Source organism: Litoribrevibacter albus, assembly GCF_030159995.1.
Taxonomy (GTDB): domain Bacteria; phylum Pseudomonadota; class Gammaproteobacteria; order Pseudomonadales; family Litoribrevibacteraceae; genus Litoribrevibacter; species Litoribrevibacter albus.
This window is the reverse complement of sequence record NZ_BSNM01000003.1, coordinates 369636-390238: the sequence shown is the minus strand read 5'-3', so window position 1 is coordinate 390238 and position 20603 is coordinate 369636. Positions and strand designations below refer to the sequence as shown.

General features: G+C 44.3%; 17 protein-coding genes. 6 read left to right on the top strand and 11 right to left on the bottom strand.

The window, feature by feature from the left end; translation table 11 throughout:
* The first annotated feature begins 110 nt into the window (after positions 1–110).
* The gene (locus QQL66_RS03555; protein ID WP_284378838.1) at positions 111–653 is read left to right on the top strand and encodes a nuclear transport factor 2 family protein; all 543 of its coding nucleotides are present in this window, start codon (positions 111–113) and stop codon (positions 651–653) included.
* A 303-nt stretch (positions 654–956) separates the two neighbouring features.
* Here the strand turns inward: QQL66_RS03555 and QQL66_RS03550 are convergent, their stop codons facing one another.
* Entirely contained in the window at positions 957–1976 is a 1020-nt protein-coding gene (locus QQL66_RS03550) for an NADP-dependent oxidoreductase (RefSeq protein WP_284378835.1), read from the bottom strand.
* 503 nt (positions 1977–2479) lie between these two features.
* On the opposite strand from QQL66_RS03550, the gene QQL66_RS03545 reads away from it, so the two are divergent.
* Positions 2480–4282: a hypothetical protein gene (locus tag QQL66_RS03545; RefSeq protein WP_284378833.1), complete on the top strand. Its 1803-nt coding sequence runs from the start codon at positions 2480–2482 to the stop codon at positions 4280–4282.
* Between the two features lie 125 nt (positions 4283–4407).
* Here QQL66_RS03545 and QQL66_RS03540 read toward each other — a convergent pair whose 3' ends face one another.
* On the bottom strand, positions 4408–5169 hold the full coding sequence (locus tag QQL66_RS03540; RefSeq protein ID WP_284378830.1) for a substrate-binding periplasmic protein: 762 nt from the start codon (positions 5167–5169) through the stop codon (positions 4408–4410).
* Positions 5170–5487: 318 nt separating this feature from the next.
* Here QQL66_RS03540 and QQL66_RS03535 point away from each other — a divergent pair, with 318 nt between their 5' ends.
* A complete protein-coding gene (locus QQL66_RS03535; RefSeq protein ID WP_284379376.1) occupies positions 5488–5904 on the top strand; it encodes a hypothetical protein in 417 nt (138 codons plus the stop codon).
* Positions 5905–6102: 198 nt separating this feature from the next.
* Here QQL66_RS03535 and QQL66_RS03530 read toward each other — a convergent pair whose 3' ends face one another.
* The 5 genes from QQL66_RS03530 to QQL66_RS03510 form a co-directional block, all read right to left on the bottom strand.
* Positions 6103–6441, bottom strand: coding sequence for a hypothetical protein (locus tag QQL66_RS03530; RefSeq protein WP_284378826.1), 339 nt, complete (start codon positions 6439–6441; stop codon positions 6103–6105).
* Positions 6442–6753: 312 nt separating this feature from the next.
* The gene (locus QQL66_RS03525) at positions 6754–7485 is read right to left on the bottom strand and encodes a hypothetical protein (protein ID WP_284378824.1); all 732 of its coding nucleotides are present in this window, start codon (positions 7483–7485) and stop codon (positions 6754–6756) included.
* A 139-nt stretch (positions 7486–7624) separates the two neighbouring features.
* Positions 7625–8458, bottom strand: coding sequence for a glycerophosphodiester phosphodiesterase family protein (locus QQL66_RS03520; protein ID WP_284378823.1), 834 nt, complete (start codon positions 8456–8458; stop codon positions 7625–7627).
* Positions 8459–8598: 140 nt separating this feature from the next.
* Positions 8599–11559 (bottom strand): ricin-type beta-trefoil lectin domain protein, encoded by a 2961-nt coding sequence (locus QQL66_RS03515; RefSeq protein WP_284378820.1) that lies wholly within the window; start codon positions 11557–11559, stop codon positions 8599–8601.
* Positions 11560–11879: 320 nt separating this feature from the next.
* Positions 11880–12353 (bottom strand): hypothetical protein, encoded by a 474-nt coding sequence (locus QQL66_RS03510; protein ID WP_284378817.1) that lies wholly within the window; start codon positions 12351–12353, stop codon positions 11880–11882.
* 204 nt (positions 12354–12557) lie between these two features.
* Here QQL66_RS03510 and QQL66_RS03505 point away from each other — a divergent pair, with 204 nt between their 5' ends.
* Positions 12558–14174 carry an ATP-binding protein gene (locus tag QQL66_RS03505; RefSeq protein WP_284378814.1) on the top strand — a complete coding sequence of 539 codons (1617 nt, stop codon included), beginning with the start codon at positions 12558–12560 and terminating at the stop codon, positions 14172–14174.
* Positions 14175–14258: 84 nt separating this feature from the next.
* On the opposite strand, the gene QQL66_RS03500 is transcribed toward QQL66_RS03505, so the two are convergent.
* Positions 14259–15140: an AraC family transcriptional regulator gene (locus QQL66_RS03500; RefSeq protein WP_284378812.1), complete on the bottom strand. Its 882-nt coding sequence runs from the start codon at positions 15138–15140 to the stop codon at positions 14259–14261.
* A 249-nt stretch (positions 15141–15389) separates the two neighbouring features.
* Positions 15390–15884: a GNAT family N-acetyltransferase gene (locus QQL66_RS03495; protein WP_284378810.1), complete on the bottom strand. Its 495-nt coding sequence runs from the start codon at positions 15882–15884 to the stop codon at positions 15390–15392.
* Positions 15885–16017: 133 nt separating this feature from the next.
* Between QQL66_RS03495 and hrpB the strand changes: the two genes are divergently transcribed.
* Positions 16018–18726, top strand: a complete 2709-nt coding sequence (hrpB, locus tag QQL66_RS03490; RefSeq protein ID WP_284378808.1) for an ATP-dependent helicase HrpB — start codon at positions 16018–16020, stop codon at positions 18724–18726.
* 88 nt (positions 18727–18814) lie between these two features.
* Here the strand turns inward: hrpB and QQL66_RS03485 are convergent, their stop codons facing one another.
* Both QQL66_RS03485 and QQL66_RS03480 read right to left on the bottom strand, forming a co-directional pair.
* Complete coding sequence (locus QQL66_RS03485) at positions 18815–18988, bottom strand: hypothetical protein (RefSeq protein WP_284378806.1); 174 nt, start codon at positions 18986–18988, stop codon at positions 18815–18817.
* Positions 18989–19263: 275 nt separating this feature from the next.
* Positions 19264–19476 carry a hypothetical protein gene (locus QQL66_RS03480; protein ID WP_284378804.1) on the bottom strand — a complete coding sequence of 71 codons (213 nt, stop codon included), beginning with the start codon at positions 19474–19476 and terminating at the stop codon, positions 19264–19266.
* 212 nt (positions 19477–19688) lie between these two features.
* Here QQL66_RS03480 and QQL66_RS03475 point away from each other — a divergent pair, with 212 nt between their 5' ends.
* The gene (locus QQL66_RS03475) at positions 19689–20600 is read left to right on the top strand and encodes an MBL fold metallo-hydrolase (RefSeq protein WP_284378803.1); all 912 of its coding nucleotides are present in this window, start codon (positions 19689–19691) and stop codon (positions 20598–20600) included.
* Positions 20601–20603: the final 3 nt, after the last annotated feature.

The window sequence follows — 20603 nt, the reverse complement described above, 5'->3', positions numbered from 1 at the left end:
TAATGACAAACAAGTACCCAAACAACATTTAAGTGCCTAATTGTAATTAAATTACATTTGTTTATTCTAGTATAAATTAGTAACCAACATGAACATTAGAGGATATCATTATGAAGAAAATAACCACTGCCTTAGTATTTCTTATGGCAAGCATGTCGCTATTTGCTCAAGGCAACGACAAGCTGACGATTGATCTTAAAGCACTGCAAAAACCAAACTGGTCAGAGCAAGAACAGAAGAACGCTGAACTAATCACTGATTTCATTCAGAAGCTGATGAACAATCATGACTTCGATTATGTTCTCGAACATTACAACGACGGTGCGTATGTACAGCACAACCGAAATCTTCCTGATAAGGTCACTGGCTTGGTTGGCTTTTTAGAAGAGTTTGTAGAGGATTACCCAGACTATACCTATGACGTAAAACACATCTATGCCGATGGCGAATACATTACCTTCCATTCTCATGCCACATTAAACAAAGAAGATCGAGGTAATGATCAACAAGGTATGAATATTATTGATACCTGGCGTATTAAAGACGGCAAAATTGTCGAGCACTGGGATTCAATTCAAGCACTGGATGGCTTTATGCGATTCTATTCGTTGATGAATGGTGGCGATATTCGTAACGACAATGGCGTGTTTTAAGTTTCAGAAGATGCTTTAAGCCAGCACCATCAATGGCAACCGCTACAAAGCGGTTGCCAACTGGCCGAACTTGCTGAATATGCTGACACTGCCCTCAGTAACATCGAACAACAGCAACGCCAGCATAAAGAAACAGCCACCACCTCCAAAAAAATTATGGATCAGGCTCTCACAGAAACCAAAAACCCGCCTTTTGAGCGGGTTTGAGAAGTGATAAACACTCGACACATTTCATCGTGTTGCAATGATAATTCTTCGAGCCTATCTATGTGTAAACGAGTGATTCATTCCCTAGTCTTTGTCTTAATTGGCGGATTCAGTTTGCATAGATATGACAACCTTGCCTTTTGCCCGGCCTGTGGCCAAATAAGCAAATGCCTCTTTGCTTTGTTCGAAGGAATACGTGCGATCCATCACCGGGTTAATGATCTCATCCTGATACAACTGACTTAATGCACCTAGTTGCAGACCATCCGCTTTCATCAACACCATACGGTATAGCGCAGCCTTTTGTTTAGCTGCTTTAGTAATCGCTCGTGATTTAAAGCCAAGCAGTTTTCGAATTAGCCAATTCAACCCCATTTCCTTGGCTGTTTGCGGGTCTAGTTCTCCAGTAATTGAGACTACACGACCACCGTCTTTAATCACCTTAAATGCGTCGAGAGTGTACTGACCACCTAATGTATCAAACACCACATCAATGCCCGACAGCATGTCTAGGTAGTTCTCTTTCTTATAATCAATGACTTGATCTGCGCCCAACGCTTTTACCCATTGAACATTTTCAGTACTGGTGGTGGTAATGACATAAGCACCGTAAGATTTTGCTAATTGAATCGCCATTGAACCAATGCCACCGGAACCGGCATGAATCAGTATCTTGTCACCTTCCTTGAGTTTGGCAATTTTAATCAGCGCTTGATACGACGTAAGACCAACCAGCGGAATGCCCGCAGCATCCTGATGCGATAAATTTTCAGGTTTTTTGGCAAGATGATCGGCATCCACAGTGACAAATTCAGCAACCGTACCAACATGCTCTTCACCCACACGGGAAAACACCTGATCTCCTTTTTTAAAACCAGCAACCGCATGCCCAACTGCAACCACTTCGCCACTCACATCTCGACCAATTCCCGCAGGAAAATTCACTTTTGAAAAGGCTTTGAAATCACCTCGTAGGATTTTGTTATCAATAGGATTAACACTGGCTGCATGAACCTTAATTAACACTTCATGAGCAGCAGGTTCCGGTTTGTCTTCTTGTTGGAAATTTAGACTGGTCTCAATGTCGCCATATTGAATCATCTTTAATGCTTTCATACGTCGTCTCCATAACAGCATCAGATTAAGAATTAAACTGGCAACAATTTTGGAGATGCCCCAAGTAAAGAAACAGAGGGTACTATGTAGAATAGTTTTGTTTTTAGGACAACAATAAGGCCAATATCAAGGACATTACAGATGAATTTAGGCAGGGCGAATACGCTTAGTCGATGATCATCAACGGACGTCAACTAACAAGAAATACCCGTATAACCAAATAATTTATACTCTTTTAGCGGTCCAATACTCATTTGATGCCAATAACCATGTTTCAGATTCGCTTTCGACATCAGATAACGACTCAAGGGAGTTTCATCATATATCACTAGAGTGCATCATAATTCAGTATACGAAGGGTAAACCAGCTCTCGAACCGGTTCCGATATCCTTTATACTGGTTCGCTATGGTATCTCCACGTCATCCAACTGCGTCAGACAGTGCGGACATTTTCATGACTTGGACAACAAACACTACTCAACAACGTTAATCAGGATATTCAATGATTAAAGCCATTTCCTTGCTGCTCCTTGCGTTTTCAAGCGCTATTGCTCTCGCAGAGTCAAACGTTCACCAATTTAAATACAGTTATGACTCAACTGCTGACGTCAGTGAATTTGGTGAGTGTAGCTATGGCTGCGAAGATGGCGATCTAAAATTGGACGTTCTCTTCGATGTTGAAATCGAAGAAGTTGAGACCTGTGTGTTTGATGCAGACATCGACATCAAGCTCGATTTCAAAGCCCATAAAATTGTTGATGCCAGCGGTTCGACCATCTCTGACGTACAAGATGCCTTGGAGTCCGGCAGGTCTTGGGGGAAGAAAATAAAGATTAAAGATAAAACCATTCGGATTGATATACGAAGTGCTCAGATTTATTCAGTGTGGCGAAATAAAGAGACGCCTGCGATTCACTTTAAAGAAAATGGGCAAGTGGAAATTGACCTTGGTGAGGATGAAGCGAGAAGCATATCAATTAACGGAAAAGCTCAACCCTCCTTAGGAAACGTGTTCTTCAATGACTATTACCCCAAAGATGTTAGCTCGACGCGAGATTACCGCTCGTTTTTAAAGTATTGGAAAGAGAAATCAGCAGAGTGTAGAGCCTCTGTCTGGGAACCAAAGCAATCAAAACAAGAGAAAGCAGAGGCCGAGAAAAAACGGCTTGCGGCTAATGCATTGGCAGCCTCACAACATAAAAAGGAAGAACAAGAGAAATATCAAAATGCGCTTGCTGAATTTCACAAGGTCGTTGCACTGATTGGTGAAAAACAAAACTCCCCTACCGAATCATTTGTTGCAACAAAAGACGTGATGGTTGCCAGAACGAAACGCGACGGCACCATTTACTTGTTTCAGTTGATACAGGAAGGCCAAAGAGATTATTCCTACTACCTCTTTGCAGGTAACTTCGCCCTATTAAACCAAGGTAAGTATAAAACGTTTGAAGGCGACCTTGATCAACTGAAACAAACCGTAGCGCATATACTCTCTCAAAAGCCAATGGATAAAGCGTCAGAAAGCAGCAATGAATTTAATTGGGGACGAGACGCTTGTACTGAACCTCCTATTCTTATCCCGAAAAAGCTTAAAAGTGATTTTTATTTTTACGGGCAAGACAATACGTTGATAAATCGTATGGCATTGTCTGCAACCAGCTTTGAACCGGGTCTATTTCTAACCGATCGTAATGGACAACATGTTTTCAATATGTCCTGGGCTCTTTCCTTTAAGAATACACAAGTGATGTCCGACGCCTTTCCCGAACTTTACGATATGGCGTTTTACACCGGAGCAGCACAACACATCTATTCCGCTTATGATTTAGTGAACCGCGCCACAAAACGTTATCAACAAGGTCAATGCCAAAGTGAAATCACATCCAAACTGGACGGGCAATGGCAACAGCAGGAAGCGTATCTGGCAATACGTTTAGGCTATCAAATCGCCCCCTTTATAATGTACCCCGCCTGGTCTGAATCCTGCGCTGATGAACTGTCGGGAGAATCAGTCAAATACAATGCTCTGTCTAAAAAGTGGATGGATGCACAAACACCTTTGGTTCAGCAGGTTGCCAAAAAACTTGATACAGAAGGCATGTATGAAGACATAAAGAAGGCGGCAAAATTATCCATTGGCATCATTTTGAATAAACACCAAATGTTCGGAGTCACGTCGGCACAAGCGCTTTGTAAAAAAGCAGAAGACATTAATGGCGAGCCAGATCTATTTTTTGGACAACCAGGCGGTATAGCAAGGCCCTCTTTAGATCCAGATCTGGCCAATAAATTTCTTCAATTTTAAAACGGTCGATAAACACTAACCACCTAAAAGGCGATCATAAAATCGCCTTTTGACATTCCCCTCTCAGAGAATGAAGCGCTATGTTAAACATTCAGAGGAAGAGATGATTTCCAGGGCCCTTCAAATTACTGTATATACTGATCAAACAGCTGTTGATACCGACCACTTTCTCTAAGAAATTGGAGCCCTTCATTAAAGTCATCTCTTAGATTTTTGTCTCGAAAGTTAACCTGATAGCTTGTTTCTTTTGGAAAGATCTTATGAAAGACCAAGTCGACGCCAGTGTTATATTGATTAGCCAGTTGCTTGCGATACCAAAGAAATATGAATTTATCGACGATAATTACATTCGCTCTTCCAGCCCAGAAGAAAGCATTCTGTGCTTCTTGATTGCCAAACTCCATGTAATCTTTTAAATAGTCCCCATCAGATTCTGGCCCATAATACTTGACGAACTCTGATCCTAAATTTCGGTAGGCATTCTGCCAAGCCGCAGGCTTATACTTGGTTAAGTCCTGAATGCTGTTGATTACTACACCCTCACCTGCTCGGGAAATGGCATAGTTAATATAAGTAACAAAACTGTTTGAATAGAAAGTTCCATCATCAATATATTGCACGCCTGCTGCGGCATCATAATCCATCTGTGCGACAGCTATTTCCAGCCGCCTATTAACCATATGTGCCGAACTTCTGATCGAATGTCCTTTATAGCTTAAAGCCTCCTGAACAATATCCACCTCCAAACCTTTCCATTTCCCACTTTCCTGAAAAATGAATGGCGGGCGATTTTGCCCGAACGCAACATCTAAATCCTTTGCAAACGCATTCAAGGTGATCGATACACCAACAGCTGACGATAGAAAAAGTCTTAAAAAATTCGCCATTGCTTTTCCGACACCTTTTTTGAATTTAATGCGTAACTGAGTATAGCAAGGATACTTTGTATCCCGCCCTGATACGCCTAGGAGCCATATAATTTCGCGTTGAGTTCACGACTTTTAATGCCGAGTCACACAGGAACAGTCAACTAACGCAATAACCAATTCCAATACCGCAATGACCAATTCCAATACCGTAAAAAGACCCAAATGCGTATCAATCGATAGGCATCCATGACACTTTTTTCTTATAATATGAAAGCACTTGCCTATTTGTTGTATAACTAACATTTAGGTTTTTTGAACTCTTAGATGACGTATTTCATGATGTTAAATGTGATCGTCAGATTAATTCGCATTAGCCTTATTTGCTGGATTGCTCTGTTTACCTCGCTGTTTTCCTCCCGGTTACTTGCTCAAGAACCATTCGCTCCAGAACCATTAGTATTTTCAACGATACCTAACAACCCATACGCACCATTAGGCATCGATGTAATGACGGAAGCCTATCAACAGCTTGGGCGTACCATCACAGTCATCGAATACCCTTCCGCACGCGCATTAGATTTAGCTAACCGAGGAATTGTCGATGGAGAATTAGGGCGGGCAGGCTTAACCCAGGAAAAATATGGGGACCTGGTGAAGATCCCGGTCCCTCTGCTTACACTGAACATGGTGGCGTTTACGAAGTCACTACACTTTGAAGTAAATGGTTGGGAGAGTTTATTGCCCGTCAGTTGATCCAAACCACAAAGAAAGGCTCGTCGGACGCAGCGTGAAACACAGTGGTAATAAGGCGTGGCATCCAAGGAGATCTGAGCTTTGCGTGGCTTGGGCATGAGACTGGCCTTTTAGGAATTCGATACACATAACTGTATATATAAACAGCTAAAAACACTATCAGGCAAAGTTCTTACGTTGGATGTCCCTGTATTTCTACTACCAGTCCTTAGGCCAATTGAAGTGATGGTAAGCTACTAGCTCATCATTGCCATCATAAACTTCAAATCTGTGCTTAAGTCCAGCAGCTGACAACGCTTGTGAAACAATGTGGGATTGCCTAATTAACTCGTCGGCTGATTCTGTTTCGGCTGTAATGCAAGGTGAATTCATATCTCCACCAAACTCTCGGAATACGAAATGATCGAAACCTTTAATTCGAATTGCGTATTCACCAACATTCAGAGACAAATTAGCAGTCTCCAAAATCCGGCACATTTCATCTTTACAAGGCCAGTTTTCAATTTCACCTGACAATACTGCGTATTCTTCACTCATAGCACTCAACACCATTAATCAACTAAGCCGCAATTTGGCATCGGCTGGATTTTATTGTTAGAGCACGTTTGAGAATAAACAATTAATGAAAGTGTTATAGCCAATATAAATTGCCCCAATCCAAACACCAAATTGGTTCGAAAATGCTCTTTATAACTTATATGTTCAGTTGGCGGTGAGATGCTAAAAGGTGAAATAGAGTTTTTACGTTGGATGTCCCTGTATTTCTCCTTCATACTTTCTCCTTTTGCTTAACGCTCGCAGCAAACGCGCTTTTTGCGTTGCTTGCCTTCTCTTGCTAGGTTTGAATCCCTAATTTTTAGGGTGAGCTGGATCAAGGATGCGATTTCCCTCTTCAATTAAGCTGCTTAGAAACTGAATAACACCAGTTACATATCTTTGCAGCTCAAAATCGACTTCCAGTATTAATTTTCCAGAGAGAGGTTGAAAATAGGAAAATGAAAGAATATGCCCCTCAATTGTATGGCCATGTTTAATTCTATTATTTAATGTCCGGCATTCATTTGCATCATCGAAAGTATCTAAGCTTTCCAACGAAATTCCTAGCTGTGAAAATTTCTTCTTAAATTCATCAAAATGGTACGGAATTGAGACGTCGCTCTCCGGTATACCATTTATATCAGCAGCCATCTGTTTATAAACAAACCCCATAGTTTGTTCCGCTATAGCCCATAAGCCCACTACAGTCATTTGGTTGGCAAATTGGTAAGTTTGATAATTTGAAGATGATTGGGCATTTATATTTTCTCTAAAACGAACCAAACCCATGGTTTCGTCAGTTGCATTTCTCATTTCATCTTTATAACGCTCACAAAGCTCATCCATCTCTTGCTCATTCTTACTTATATGTGAATGTGTTATTTGCTGAAGTCTGCAAAAGTCAAACATTTTCCAATCAAGCTCTATTTGGATTTTCCCCAACTTTCCTGTGCAATTATAGATATACCCTTGTGGTGCTTCTTCGTCACCTGGAAATACGCATCTTGATTTTAATGGTTTATAAGGTGGTATTTTTCGATACATATGAAAACCTAACAGCCAAATTCACCAACACGTGCCGAAAATAAGAACACCCTAGTTTTCGACACGCTCGTGTTCTTAACTGCTTATAAAACAATTTAATACTATTTACCAGATATCACATCCCCAAAAGGAACAAGCTTCATCTATACCCTGCACTTTCCAGCACATCATAGATACGGCCTGGGTAATCCCCAATAATGCCATCAACGCCTAGGTTAACCGCACGTTCGATGTCGTCTACGTCGTTCACTGTCCAAAGATCAACGGTGACGCCTTTCTTCTGAAAGAATTGAACGTAAGGTTTGGTGGTGATGGAGAACGGGAGTTGAGCGATATCGAATTTAGGTTTGAACGCCCATCCAAAGCCGGTGCTCCAGGCAATACTGGCTTCGACTAACTCCGCAATGGTGGCACTGGTTTTGACCTCGCCGTGGCTCACGTTACGGAAATGCTTCATGGCTGCGCGGTGTTGGCTGGCAACCACAACACGGTTTTGCAGTTGGTAGTAGGCAATGATTTGCCAAACGCTTTCTGCCAGCGCGTCATCATCCACCTTGATTTCCACATTGAATCGCTCGTAAGGAAACAACTCAAACAGTTCGTTAAGGGTAAGCAGCACTAAGCCTTGATTTCTAAATGGGTAACTCGCGCCGTCATCCACGGTGAATTGATGACCGGCATCAAGCGCTTTAATTTCTGCCAGGGTTAGGTCTTTGATCTTGTCAGAAGTCCCCACGTTTTTCGTTAAGTCAGCATCGTGGTTAATGATGACGTGTTTGTCTTTGGAGAAATGAACGTCTAATTCCAGAATATCCGCCCCTTGTTCCAACGCTTTTTGAAATGCCAGAGCGGTGCTTTGCGGGTATTCACCTGACGCACCACGATGGGCAAGAATTTCGATAGCAAACGCCTGATTTATAGAGGCGATGAGTATCAAGATGGTAAGTAATGGTTTTAATACGGTATTCATCATTTCAATCATCCTTGTGTTTTGTAGCCTGGAAATATCTGAACCTAACTAAGCTTGTTTCGAATGTATTTCATTTGTGTGTATTAAGTTCAGAACACAGAACAAAAAAGGCGACCAACCGGCCGCCTCTTTTTGTATAGCGCTTAGTTCAAGCCTGGGCGCCATTTTTGGTTATCACCGCCGTGATATTCCCACATCACGATGGCTGCACCATTATCAGTACCTGCCGCATCCACAACACGGTTGGTGTTGTGACGAGAACGGAAGGCTTTGTTGCTGCGATCAAATTGTTGATTGAGGTTGCCATCCTGACATTCCCAAATCTGCAGTTGAACACCTTCTGAGACATCACCGTTTGGTACGTCCAGACATAGGTTACCTGCCAACTGACTCTTCAAGGTGCCCTTGATGGAATCGTAATACCATTGTTGAGCCGCAGTGCCGTTACAGTCATGCAACTGAACTTTGGTGCCGTTTGCAGTTTGACTGTTGGTCACATCCAGACATTTACCTGAACGCTTGTCGCGGAAGTCTACCCAGCGATGTACAGGCATGAAAGGTCTTAGCTCCCATTGTTGCCAATCAGCGCCGTGGTATTCCCACTGCCCTACGTTACCGCCATTGCCTGTGCTGTAAGCATCAGCCACGATGTTGCCGTCGTGTTTACTTGCCAAGACATTGCCCGTGTAAGTCCAACGTAGGTTGTCGCTGTCAACACAATCCCAGATTACGATCTCACCGTTGTTGTAGGCTTGACCACGGTTGTCCAGACACTTGGTTGGATCAGCACGATTTACGAACATTTGACGTTCTTTATCGTAAATCCAGTGTTGGTCGTAAGAGTCGTCATCACAATCCCAAAGCTGAACGTTAGTGCCATTATTGAGGTTGTCGTCGTGCCCTGGAACGTCCATGCAACGACCAGCTTTACGGTTGTAGATCGATACATACGGCATCAGCGGGTTAACGTAATCTTCGTTGGTGTTAGCCTCTGCTCGTTCCCACATTTGCAGGTACCCTTCAGCCGAATTCATCACCGCTTCATAGACACGGGAGGACGCTTGTTCACGCAAGTCTTGAATGTGATCAGCCACCATGCCGTAATGAGCGATACCATCAACGTTCAGGTCGAAGGTACGGTTGCCGGAAACCTGCTTGTTGAATACCAAGCCGAATTCAGAGGTGTATGGGTAATTCAGTGGATTGGTGTCCACATCATCACGTGGACCAGGCTGAGAACCTAAACCACTCATATCGGTACCGAAGCTTACTGCATTGAGGTACGGTGTTTTCTCAACTTCTTCAAGATACTGAGAAATGCTGCCGGCGATTGATTTGGCGTTCCAGTTATACGGTGCCACGAAACCACCGGCATGAATCACACGCTTCAGGTTATTTTGCAGACTGCCGTCACGCGAAGGGCTCATCCAGCTGTGCGATGAAATCACACCGCTGTAGTTACGCGCTTCCACAATGTCCATGATCGCTGTAGCACTGTCTGAACTGGTGTGATCCAGCTCGATCAGCATACCTTTATCAATCATGCGGTTCACAAGATACACACCCAACTCGCTCAAGCCATGCTTGTTACAGTGCTGAATGGTTTCATCGTATTGAGGGTTAAGTCCCGCAACGTCAAGAATCTCTTTAATGAACGGCACTTCACCGATGATTGGGAAACCGGACGTAAAGTACTTACCGCCGGTTTCTTCGTCACATTCTTTGGTTTCAAAGAACTTACCGGTTGCAAGCAACTGACCAACGTTAATGAAGCCATGCTCAACACGAGAACCACTGATTTGGTTATCGAACTTATGCGCTGGGTAAATGGTACGAACACCCAAATCGTAAAGCTCGTTTAGCTGAGCCTCAACGGAATTACGATTACACGAGTCTTTCTTACCGCAGTTGAAAGTTTCAGACGCTTCAACGCCCATCAACACGGCCATTTGACCATTAGCAATCACTTCACGCGCTTGCTCAGGTGAATTGACTAGCTGGAAGAAGCCCTTGCCCGGACCGCCCGATTGAGCATCAATGTATGCTTGCATTTCATTCAATCGCTGAACCTGCAAACGAATACTGTCCATAGTGTTACAGCTGTTCGGGTTAATCCAGCTGCCAGGGTTCACAGTGGACTGCACTTTACACAGCACTTCGTTTTCTACGAGATCGGTCACCATCAGACGTAAGCCCGACAAATACGCACGCTCGATCCACTTGTAGTAATAACCGGAGTGGCTCATTTGTTCATGGTTTGGCCACCAAGGGAAATCCGGCCAACCGCGCGTGTCATAGCGTTTGTTCACATCACCAAAGGTATAGAGGTTACCAATGATATCCAACGAGCCGTCTGGCCCGTGAACCGAGCTACTGTCACTCAATGCAGTCTCAACACCCCAACGATGGAATGGTTTACCGTGCATCATCTTACCGCCCATAAATTCATAGGAGGTAATGTGCGTATGCGGATCAACAAAGCCACGAATAGGAAGACTCGCATCGCCTTTTAATGCCGAAGTATCACCCGACACATTGGTCGTCACTTCAGGGAACGGCGTACAGTCAGATTGAGCCACCAGATTAAACTGGGTTTCACTGGTGTTGTTGGTTGGATTCAGAAGGTCAAAGAAGTAGAGACCACCATCACTGTAGTTATGGCGTAAGCCCATGTTCAAGGCATTACCACGGAAGCTGAATTTGAAGCCGTTCGCCGCGTCGCCATGTGCGTCCATCTTCCACTCAGCAAACACGCCCGCATAGCGTCCAGCACTGATCTCTGCTGGCAGGTGGCTGGCAAAATAACGGCCATCCCGGTCGGTCATTAAATAGTTAGCGTAGGAGGTTGGTTTAAAGAAGAAGTGTGTTGCCTCTTCGATCGACCCGGATTCAAATCGGTAACTTAAACCGTTATCGACCGGCCCGCCTTTGTAGTATTTCTTCAGGTAATATCCGGTTGTTGGCGATTGAATGGCATAACAGCCCTGAGCCAGTTCATACACCGCATCGTCTTGCTCACTTGCGTGTAACACGTCGGCATCTAACTGTGCACCCACCACCACGGCGCACGCCAGAAAGCCTTTCGCAGCACTTTGGATTTTCATGTGATTCCCGTCTTTATTATTTTTATGGAAAGGAATAAGCAACCCAATGCGAAAATCGCATGAGTTTGCTCAGACTTTACCCAGACTAGAGAAAAGATGGAATCAATCAATAAATACCCATTTGCAAATACTTAAATGCGCTTCTCAAAACGTTCAAGAACAAAATTCCGGTAAATTTTGTCCCTGTAAAAACAATTCAGTAGCGCATAAAAGCAATAGAAATGACTATAAAGATGAATACAGAAGAACAGATCAAAAACGAAAGCAACTGCTCAAAACTTAAAATCCGGATTGCTCAAATTTTAAAAACAAATAATAAATCAAAGAGTTGCCTTTCGAATTTCGATCTCTCGTTGAATCGCGTTAACATCGTCTAATTCAAAGACATAAGGAGGAATCAGGAACTTCTCATCACTGTGGGTATACACAAATAGCTCTTCAATCAAGGGCACAAATTTAGTATCGGAATGATTCAACTTCTCAGCGCCTATATGCGATAAATTTTCATAAGGCAGAGTCCATAAAACGGCCTCCCCTTGCTGAAACATCAAAAAATCATCTTTGAAAATCAATTGATAATCAGAGCGAAACAAAGGCACGAGGTACTTAAAACCATAGAGAAGCGTTGATGCAAAGGCCCAACCAAAAAACACAACTTCTGCTTGGGGGAAAAAGGCTTTCGACACACCCCAAACAACCCACATCGCGACAATCAAATAGCCATTGATAAACTCAAAACCATCTGCGATGCCTGCGCGTGCTTTAAAAACCGAATCATCCATAACTGCAATCATACCTATACCCATATGGTAAACATCGGGCTGTTCATCGAGCCGCAAGTATAAAGAAGTCGTTCGGTTGAAATTCCTAACTCGTTCACAAGATTACGTTTTGTTTCAAACACTTGCTTTATGTACATATTCTTCACGTTGCTGTATCGAATGACTCAGCTAAGCTCATAGATACCAGTAAGAAATGATTTGGAGAATCCGCCGGACATGATTTCAGCTCCGCACACTCTGGATGAAAGTTCCCGCTTACAAGCTCTGTATGACTATGACGTGCTGGACACCGAAGCCGAGCAAGTGTTCGATGACCTGACTCAGCTCGCTTCTGAAATTTGCGATACACCCATTGCGCTCATTTCTCTTATTGATCCTGATCGTCAGTGGTTTAAGTCCAAAGTAGGCATAGATGCCTCAGAAACCAGCCGGGACATCGCTTTCTGCGCTCACGCCATCCATCAACATGATATTTTTGAGATTCCAGACGCCACCAAAGATGAACGCTTTCATGACAACCCATTGGTCACTCAAGCCCCGGACATTCGGTTTTACGCAGGTACGCCACTCATCAGTCACTCAGGCCATGCCATAGGAACACTCTGCACCATCGATCGAGTGCCCAAACAACTGTCACAACACCAACGCAATGCATTAGAGATTCTCGGCCGTTCAGTCATTGCTCAATTGGAGCTTCGATTAAAGGTCAAACAGCTCCGGCAGGCCGATCAACAAAAGACCGATTTTTTGGCCAACATCAGTCATGAATTACGAACGCCATTGAATGCAATCATCGGCTTCAGCAATATTCTCAGCCAAAAGGCAGAGTCTTTGAATGTGGCGGAAAAGTACAAACAATACATTCGAAACATCCAAATCAGTGGCGATCGACTTCTTAAATTAGTGAACTCGGTGTTGGATATTACCAAGATTGAAGAAGGCAAGATGGAAGTTGAAAACCGGGTCATTCACACGCGGGAGTTCTTTCAAAGCATCAACGATATTTTGATGATTAAAGCCAAAGAACGAGGTGTAAAACTGAAGCTCTTTGTGGATGTAAATGTTCCGCCCAACCTTTATTTAGACGATTACAAACTTGCGCAGATCATGATCAACTTGATCAACAACAGCATTAAGTTCACCGAGGCGGGTAAGTTTGTGTGTGTGGAAGTGAATTACAACGACCAATTCCACATTAAAGTGATTGATCAAGGCATCGGTATTTCTGACGCCGATCAGCAAAAACTCTTTAATAAGTTTCTGCAAGTAGGCAGGAACAAATGTAGAGAAGGAACAGGGCTTGGCCTTTCGATTACCAAAGGATTGGTGGATTTGCTGGAAGGCAGCATTCAGGTCAGTAGTACCTTAGGGCAAGGCACCACATTCCAGGTATCATTCCCCGTTCTACCCTTACCCGATGAATCCGAACCACCGGTTATATCAGACTCCAAACTGCAATTTACCCCATCCAAACGACGCATACTTCTGGTGGAAGACACAGTATTGAATCAAGAAGTGGCTAAAGCGATTTTCGAATCCATGAATTGCCCTCTGGAAGTTGTCGGCACAGGCGAAGATGCCATTGAGGTGGCGAAACAGCACCACTACGACCTAATTATGATGGATTTACAGTTACCTGATCTCTCCGGTGACGAAGTGGCTGATCGCATCAAACACATTCAACCGAAAACGCCGATCATAGCGTTCAGCGCAAACGTCTTTGGTAATTCCGCGATGGAGCTGCAAGAGCGAGGCTATTCCGGTTATCTGACGAAACCCATCGAACTGAACAAGCTCATTCAAACACTGAACGCTCACCTGAGTTATCGATAAACAGCGGTCGATGAATGAGCCGTCGGAAACAACTATTTGAGTCTAAGCGCCCTGCCTCTAAGTCTAAGCGCCCTGCCCCAAAGTCTAAGCTTCCGATTTCGCCAGTGATTTGGGGGTTGAATTAAAGTGCCGTTTAAATTCACGACTGAACTGAGACGGGCTGGTATAGCCGACGAGCAGTGCAGCATCGTTCGCGCGCTTGCCTTCTGCCACAATCAGTTCTTTAGCCTTGGTGAGTCGGACCTTCTTCAAGTACTGTAAAGGGGATTCTGTCGTCACCTGCCGAAAGGCACGATGGAAGCCGGACAAACTCATATTGGCCTTTTCCGCCAAGCTTTCCACCGTAATGGGTTCAGCGTACTCACGATGCATCAAATTCAGAACCCGGGCGATTCGTGCGTAGTGCCCATCATGCTTAGCTAAGTCAAACAAGACATGACCGTTTGGCCCGGTCAAAATACGATAGATGATTTCCTCAACAATCGCTGGTCCAAGAATGCGGGCATCGGTATCCGAGAGCAGCGCATTCAACAAACGATCGAAAGCTTCCGTCAACTCAGAGCTCATGCTTTCAGAAGTTAAACCAAGATCTAGATTCGGATCATGTTTGGAATAATGAGGGTTCCCTAACGAGTCTTTAGAAAGTTCACTGACTAAACGGTGCAACAGCTGGCTGTCTACGTTGATAGATAACCCAAGAATGGGTTTATCGTCTTCGGCAAAGGCTTCACATTCCAATGGCAAAGGCACGCCAATCACCAGATAGTCGCCTGGGCCATAACGAACGTTTTGTTCCCCCAGATGGATTTGTTTATGTCCCTGCCCCATGAAGATAATCCCGGACTGATAGACCAAAGGCACGCGGCCACTGCCTTCGCTTGCACGATAAAAACACACCCCCGGAATGATGGTCTCACAATGACCTTCCAGCGTATTTAAGCCTTTAAAATCAGCATAAGACTGCATTCTCATCCCGAAACTAACCATAATCACCCCGATAAACCTTGCTGGAAAAAATACATTCCTAACCATCGATTCCAGTTAAGCATAAACGAGAACCAAGCACCCGCAGGACGCAACCGCTATTATTTGCAGGAATAGGCAATATTTATCAAGAAATATGCAACATTCTAGGAAATTTTGTCAGGAATGGACCACACAAAATGGACACGAGAATGGACAGACAGCCATTTTTATAGAGAGAGCAAGGAGCACTTAAGCCAGATGCTTTTCCATAGAAAAGTTAGTCAGGCTAACACCTTGTCGAACGACCTGATTCTCTTTAATTACGGTAAAGCCCTGACGTTCAAATACCGGCCTTGCCACAAGTGAAGCATCCACATACAAGGTAGACAATTGGTGCTCATGAGCGCGAGACAAGATAGCCTCAAACATCGTTTTCCCGATGCCCTGCCCCTGAAACTGAGAGTGCACGTAAAAACAATCGATATAGCCGGTTCGATCTAACTCATTAATCTCAAGTTCCATGAAACCAGCAAGTCTATTTTCCTTAAAAGCCAGTAAAGTCTTTGACGGTTTTAAGTGTGTGGCCCAATAGTCGTACTTCGGTGGTTCAGGCGCCCAAACCGCCTTTTGTTGTGGCGAGTAAATTGCGTCATCTATGGCGTGAATACTCTCAAAAAACAAATCCGCAATGGCGATAACGTCATCGCCTTCTTGATAGGTACGAAGCTCAATTTCATTACTCACAAACCATCCTTATTCATCTATTTCTAAACTCAACCAATTCTTTACAGTGGGGTAAATACCACAAAGGGCTTTTAATCCCAAGCCCAGACATTAATATACCCCCAATCATTGTCCTCAAACTGTTTATCAATCTATGTCTATACCGCGAATCGAATTACCCGCCATAGATCTATCTAACATTGATCTACCTATTAGCACCTTGTTGCCAGCCATAAAAGATGCACTGACTTCACACGATCAACTCATCATCGAAGCGGCACCTGGGGCAGGTAAAACGACAGTGGTTCCTTTGGCATTACTGGATACGAAAGGCACGGAACGCGCTTGGATAGAGACAGGCAAGATCTTGATGCTCGAACCTCGACGGATTGCAGCTCGGCAGGCCGCAGAGCGTATGGCGCAGCTGTTGAATGAAACCGTAGGGGAAACGGTCGGCTATCGTGTTCGAATGGATAAGAAGGTCTCAGACAAAACCCGCATCGAGGTCATCACCGAAGGGGTACTCAATCGAATGCTGCTAGATGACCCATCGTTGGATGGCGTTGCCGCTGTCATTTTCGATGAATTTCACGAACGCAGTCTCGATGGCGACTTGGGTTTGGCTTTAACACTTCAAGGCCGACAACTCTTCGGTGAATTGAGAGAACATCCTCTGAAAGTCGTTGTAATGTCCGCAACCCTGGATGGCACACAGATACAAAGCTACATCGAAAGCACCAGTGAAGACACCTGCCCCATTCTGTCCAGTGAAGGTCGAGCTTATCCGGTAGATATTATCTGGAATGCCTCCTCTTCCAAAGCGCCTTTACAGACAAATCAAAGCCGCTTTCAATACAGCAATCATGCGAAACATCAAGCCTTGATCGATCAGGTAAGCCAATGTGTCGAGCAAGCACTAGCCGATCAAACCGGCAGCATTCTGGTATTTTTACCTGGCCAACGGGAAATTATCTCGGTTCAGCAACAACTGTCTCAAATTCTAGGCAATGATCAACACCTAACCATTACCCCTTTGTATGGTGCACTGTCGCTCAGCGAACAACGTAAAGCCATTGAACCCGCACCACAAGGCACACGAAAAATCGTACTGACTACCAGCATTGCCGAAACCAGTTTAACCATTGAAGGCGTCCGGGTGGTCATTGATTCGGGGCTTGCTCGTGTACCGGAGTACGATCCAAAAAACGCCATGACTCGCCTTAAAACCGAACGAGTCTCCAAAGCCTCCGCCAAACAAAGGGCTGGTCGTGCAGGACGTCTGGAACCTGGCGTTTGCTATCGACTCTGGGGTGAAGAACAACATCAAAGTCTGGCAAATTTTGCTGCGCCGGAAATTGATCAGGCCGATCTTGCACCTGTGGCATTGCAACTCATTCAATGGGGCATCAATGACCCAAGTGAACTGGATTGGCTCACACCTCCTAAAACCTCTGCATACAACCAAGCCACAGACCTGTTGATCCAACTGGAAGCCATTACCCCGGAAGCATCCGCATTAACCGACCACGGCACGGCAATGACACAACTTGCAATGCATCCCCGATTGGCGCACATGTTGATTAAAAGCCAATCGCTAAGCAGTGACTCAGCAAAATCGCCCACTGAAACCGCTTGCCGTTTAGCCGCTTTATTATCAGAACGAGATCCTATCAAAGGTAATTGTGAATTAACCCAACGGTTGGTTTTGCTAAACGGTGAAACAGGTCAAGCCAATTCGCCTTTGATAAAACGTATAAAACAGCTCTCTCACCAATTTGAACAACAGCTAAAGCGCGTGCAATCATCCGACGCTTCCAAGATCCAAGTAGATTCAAACGACCTGGCTGGAATGTTAACGGCATTAGCCTACCCTGATCGCATTGCTCAAAGAACCCAAGAACACCAGCTGACCGACAAGCTTTCGCCTTCCAACCTGACCTCTTATAAATTAAGCAATGGCCGACAGGCACAGATTCCGACTTCCGATCCTTTAACCAAGGAAACGTATCTTGCGGTTGCTCAGTTAGGGGGGCAATCCGGCCAAACCTCTGACCGAATATTCTTGGCCTCACCATTGAATCTCGAAGCGCTAAAACTCGTAGAGCCGTCCCTGTTTAACGAGACGGTAGCTGTGGAATGGTCGAACAAAGATGAACGCTTGTTAGCTGAACAAAGAGAAACCATAGGCAAATTGGTCTGCGAAACAAAGCCTCTTTCCACGATTCCGCAAGAACAAAAACAGACCGCGCTATTAAACTTCGTAAAAGCCAAGGGCTTGAATCTATTAACCTGGACGCCTGAAATAAAAAGCTGGTGCCAGCGCATTGAACTGCTTCGTTCTATCTCTATCGATCAAGAAATAAATCAGGAAACCAGTTGGCCTGATATGTCCGAGCAAGGGTTGTTAGACTCTCTACAAGACTGGTTAGCGCCTTATCTCTCTGACGTCAGCCATATCAATCACTTTAAAAAATTAGACCTGAAAAACATCCTCACCGCTCGACTGCCGTGGCCTCTGCCGAAAGAGCTGGACGAACAGGCCCCAGAGCGAATTCGTGTGCCATCCGGCTCAAACATCAAAATTGATTACTCACAGAACCCGCCAGTACTCGCGGTAAAGCTTCAAGAAATGTTCGGCCAAACCGACACGCCCAGCATCGCCAACGGCAAAATCAAACTGCAGGTGCATTTGCTCTCACCGGCACAACGACCACTACAAGTAACCCAGGATTTAGCCGGTTTTTGGAACTCAAGTTATGAATTGGTGAAGAAGGATATGAAAGGTCGTTATCCGAAACATCATTGGCCGGATAATCCACTGGAGGCAGAAGCGACGGCCAGAGCGAAGCCGAGGAAGGGCTAATTGAAATAAAAACAGAAGTAATTAACTTCATTGGGAAAGGCATTAAAACAAGCGAGCAGTCAATGTGGCTAACTCATTGGGTTAAGGACTAGCTTTTAGGACTGAGGGTCTTGGGCGAAGTTGGTGAATCTTTAGCCAGCTCACGTGTGTGCTCATCAGCAGCATCTGCAGCTTCCACATCCAATGTCGGAGCATCCTCTTGATTGAGAAACAGTTTGCAGAACACGGTCAAAGCCAAAGCAAAAATCACTAAACGAATCAATGAAGTAATACCTAAGTATGCGAAAATGTACGGAGCCGCATTATACGTTGAAAACTCAAAGAGTCTATTGATCTGTAAAGGCTTTACGCATTCTTTACTAAATTATGAGAAATAGGTGACACTTGTTCACTAAAAAAGCCTCAGTTTGAGGCTTTTTTAGTATGAGAAGCATGAGTTATAGAATCCTATCAACCAGGCTCTAAATCACAGCAACGGAGCGATGTGTCATATTCACACATCATTTGATGATTTTAACGTTTCGATGATCAGAGAAATCAGTCGGCAGTATACGTCAGCTTCTTACCATTGTTACAAGTGATATAGGTCTTGTTCCCTTTCTTGTGGTATTCCTTCAAGCCATCGTGTTTACGACAAGCGACAGAGAAATTGGTTAACCCTGCACCCACTTCGCCATAACTACCGCTGCCCGAAGGGTCTGAACATGCACTCAGTAACAGTGCACAGCACACACCAACTAGAACTCTCATCCAAAACATCCTCTATTCGTTGTATTTATTTTGATTAGCATAGCAACTCTAATAGCCGTGTCATACCCTCATTCACATACATAGACATTTTATTTAAATATTAAACAATTAAAATATTTTACTTATAGTTATTCCTCTCTCATGCTGTTATCTCAAATAAGTTGTTATCTCAATTAAGCTATTAGCTCAAATAATAAGAAAAGGACTCATTCATGAAGCATTTCACCTTGATCATCGGCCTATTAGCATCGCTCTCCGTATGGAGTGAAGAAGTGAAATTCAGCAGTATTATCACGGGCTACAGCAGTGGTGCATTGGAAAGCACCATTGTGGAAAATGGCAGTTGGTTTAATGTGCGTTATCCGGTTCATCAAGCCATTTACATTAAGCACCCGAAGGGAGATTTGCTATTCGATACTGGATTAGGCCGCCAGACCGCCGGAGCACTTCAACAACAGTCCTGGCTTGATCGACAATTGTTCGCCATTTCAGAGGTTCAGGGTGTAAAGGATCAACTAGAGCAACAAGGCATGTCTATTGATCAGATCAAAGCCATTATTCCATCTCACCTACACTGGGATCATACCGGCGGGCTTCCTGATCTGCTGGGTATCCCGGTTTGGGCGCAGCAAGCAGGCATCGATTTCGCGCTGAACGAAGGCACTGAACCCGGTTTTCTTAAAGCCCATCTTGTAGATGAGATTCTATGGCAACCTCTGGTGTTGGAAACTCAAAGCTACATGGGCTTCGCAAAGTCTCTGGATATCTATAAAGACGGTACGTTAGTGCTGGTCGGTCTGGAAGGACACACACCCGGTCAGGTTGGTTTATTTATTAATCTGAACAATGGTCAACGCTATTTCTTCATCGGTGATACCACATGGACGCTTACCGGGGTTATGGAGAATCTGCCTCGCCCGGCAATTACACAATGGTTGCTAAACATTGATCAGAATCTTGAGAAAAATAACGCGCAGGTACAGAAGATTCACGACCTGAAACAGCAATATCCCGAACTGATCATTGTTCCTGCCCACGATCAATTTGTGGCAAAAACACTCCCGCACTTCCCAGACTTTAACATTCCTACAGACTTTACTATTCCTGAAAACAAAGGCAGCTAACGA

What these genes read in the sequence shown, in the direction of transcription:
- QQL66_RS03555 (WP_284378838.1), top strand. Translation starts at nt 111, where the DNA reads ATGAAGAAAATAACCACTGCCTTAGTATTTCTTATGGCAAGCATGTCG.
- QQL66_RS03550 (WP_284378835.1), bottom strand. Translation starts at nt 1,976, where the DNA reads ATGAAAGCATTAAAGATGATTCAATATGGCGACATTGAGACCAGTCTA.
- QQL66_RS03545 (WP_284378833.1), top strand. Translation starts at nt 2,480, where the DNA reads ATGATTAAAGCCATTTCCTTGCTGCTCCTTGCGTTTTCAAGCGCTATT.
- QQL66_RS03540 (WP_284378830.1), bottom strand. Translation starts at nt 5,169, where the DNA reads ATGGCGAATTTTTTAAGACTTTTTCTATCGTCAGCTGTTGGTGTATCG.
- QQL66_RS03535 (WP_284379376.1), top strand. Translation starts at nt 5,488, where the DNA reads ATGATGTTAAATGTGATCGTCAGATTAATTCGCATTAGCCTTATTTGC.
- QQL66_RS03530 (WP_284378826.1), bottom strand. Translation starts at nt 6,441, where the DNA reads ATGAGTGAAGAATACGCAGTATTGTCAGGTGAAATTGAAAACTGGCCT.
- QQL66_RS03525 (WP_284378824.1), bottom strand. Translation starts at nt 7,485, where the DNA reads ATGTATCGAAAAATACCACCTTATAAACCATTAAAATCAAGATGCGTA.
- QQL66_RS03520 (WP_284378823.1), bottom strand. Translation starts at nt 8,458, where the DNA reads ATGATGAATACCGTATTAAAACCATTACTTACCATCTTGATACTCATC.
- QQL66_RS03515 (WP_284378820.1), bottom strand. Translation starts at nt 11,559, where the DNA reads ATGAAAATCCAAAGTGCTGCGAAAGGCTTTCTGGCGTGCGCCGTGGTG.
- QQL66_RS03510 (WP_284378817.1), bottom strand. Translation starts at nt 12,353, where the DNA reads ATGATTGCAGTTATGGATGATTCGGTTTTTAAAGCACGCGCAGGCATC.
- QQL66_RS03505 (WP_284378814.1), top strand. Translation starts at nt 12,558, where the DNA reads ATGATTTCAGCTCCGCACACTCTGGATGAAAGTTCCCGCTTACAAGCT.
- QQL66_RS03500 (WP_284378812.1), bottom strand. Translation starts at nt 15,140, where the DNA reads ATGCAGTCTTATGCTGATTTTAAAGGCTTAAATACGCTGGAAGGTCAT.
- hrpB (WP_284378808.1), top strand. Translation starts at nt 16,018, where the DNA reads ATGTCTATACCGCGAATCGAATTACCCGCCATAGATCTATCTAACATT.
- QQL66_RS03480 (WP_284378804.1), bottom strand. Translation starts at nt 19,476, where the DNA reads ATGAGAGTTCTAGTTGGTGTGTGCTGTGCACTGTTACTGAGTGCATGT.
- QQL66_RS03475 (WP_284378803.1), top strand. Translation starts at nt 19,689, where the DNA reads ATGAAGCATTTCACCTTGATCATCGGCCTATTAGCATCGCTCTCCGTA.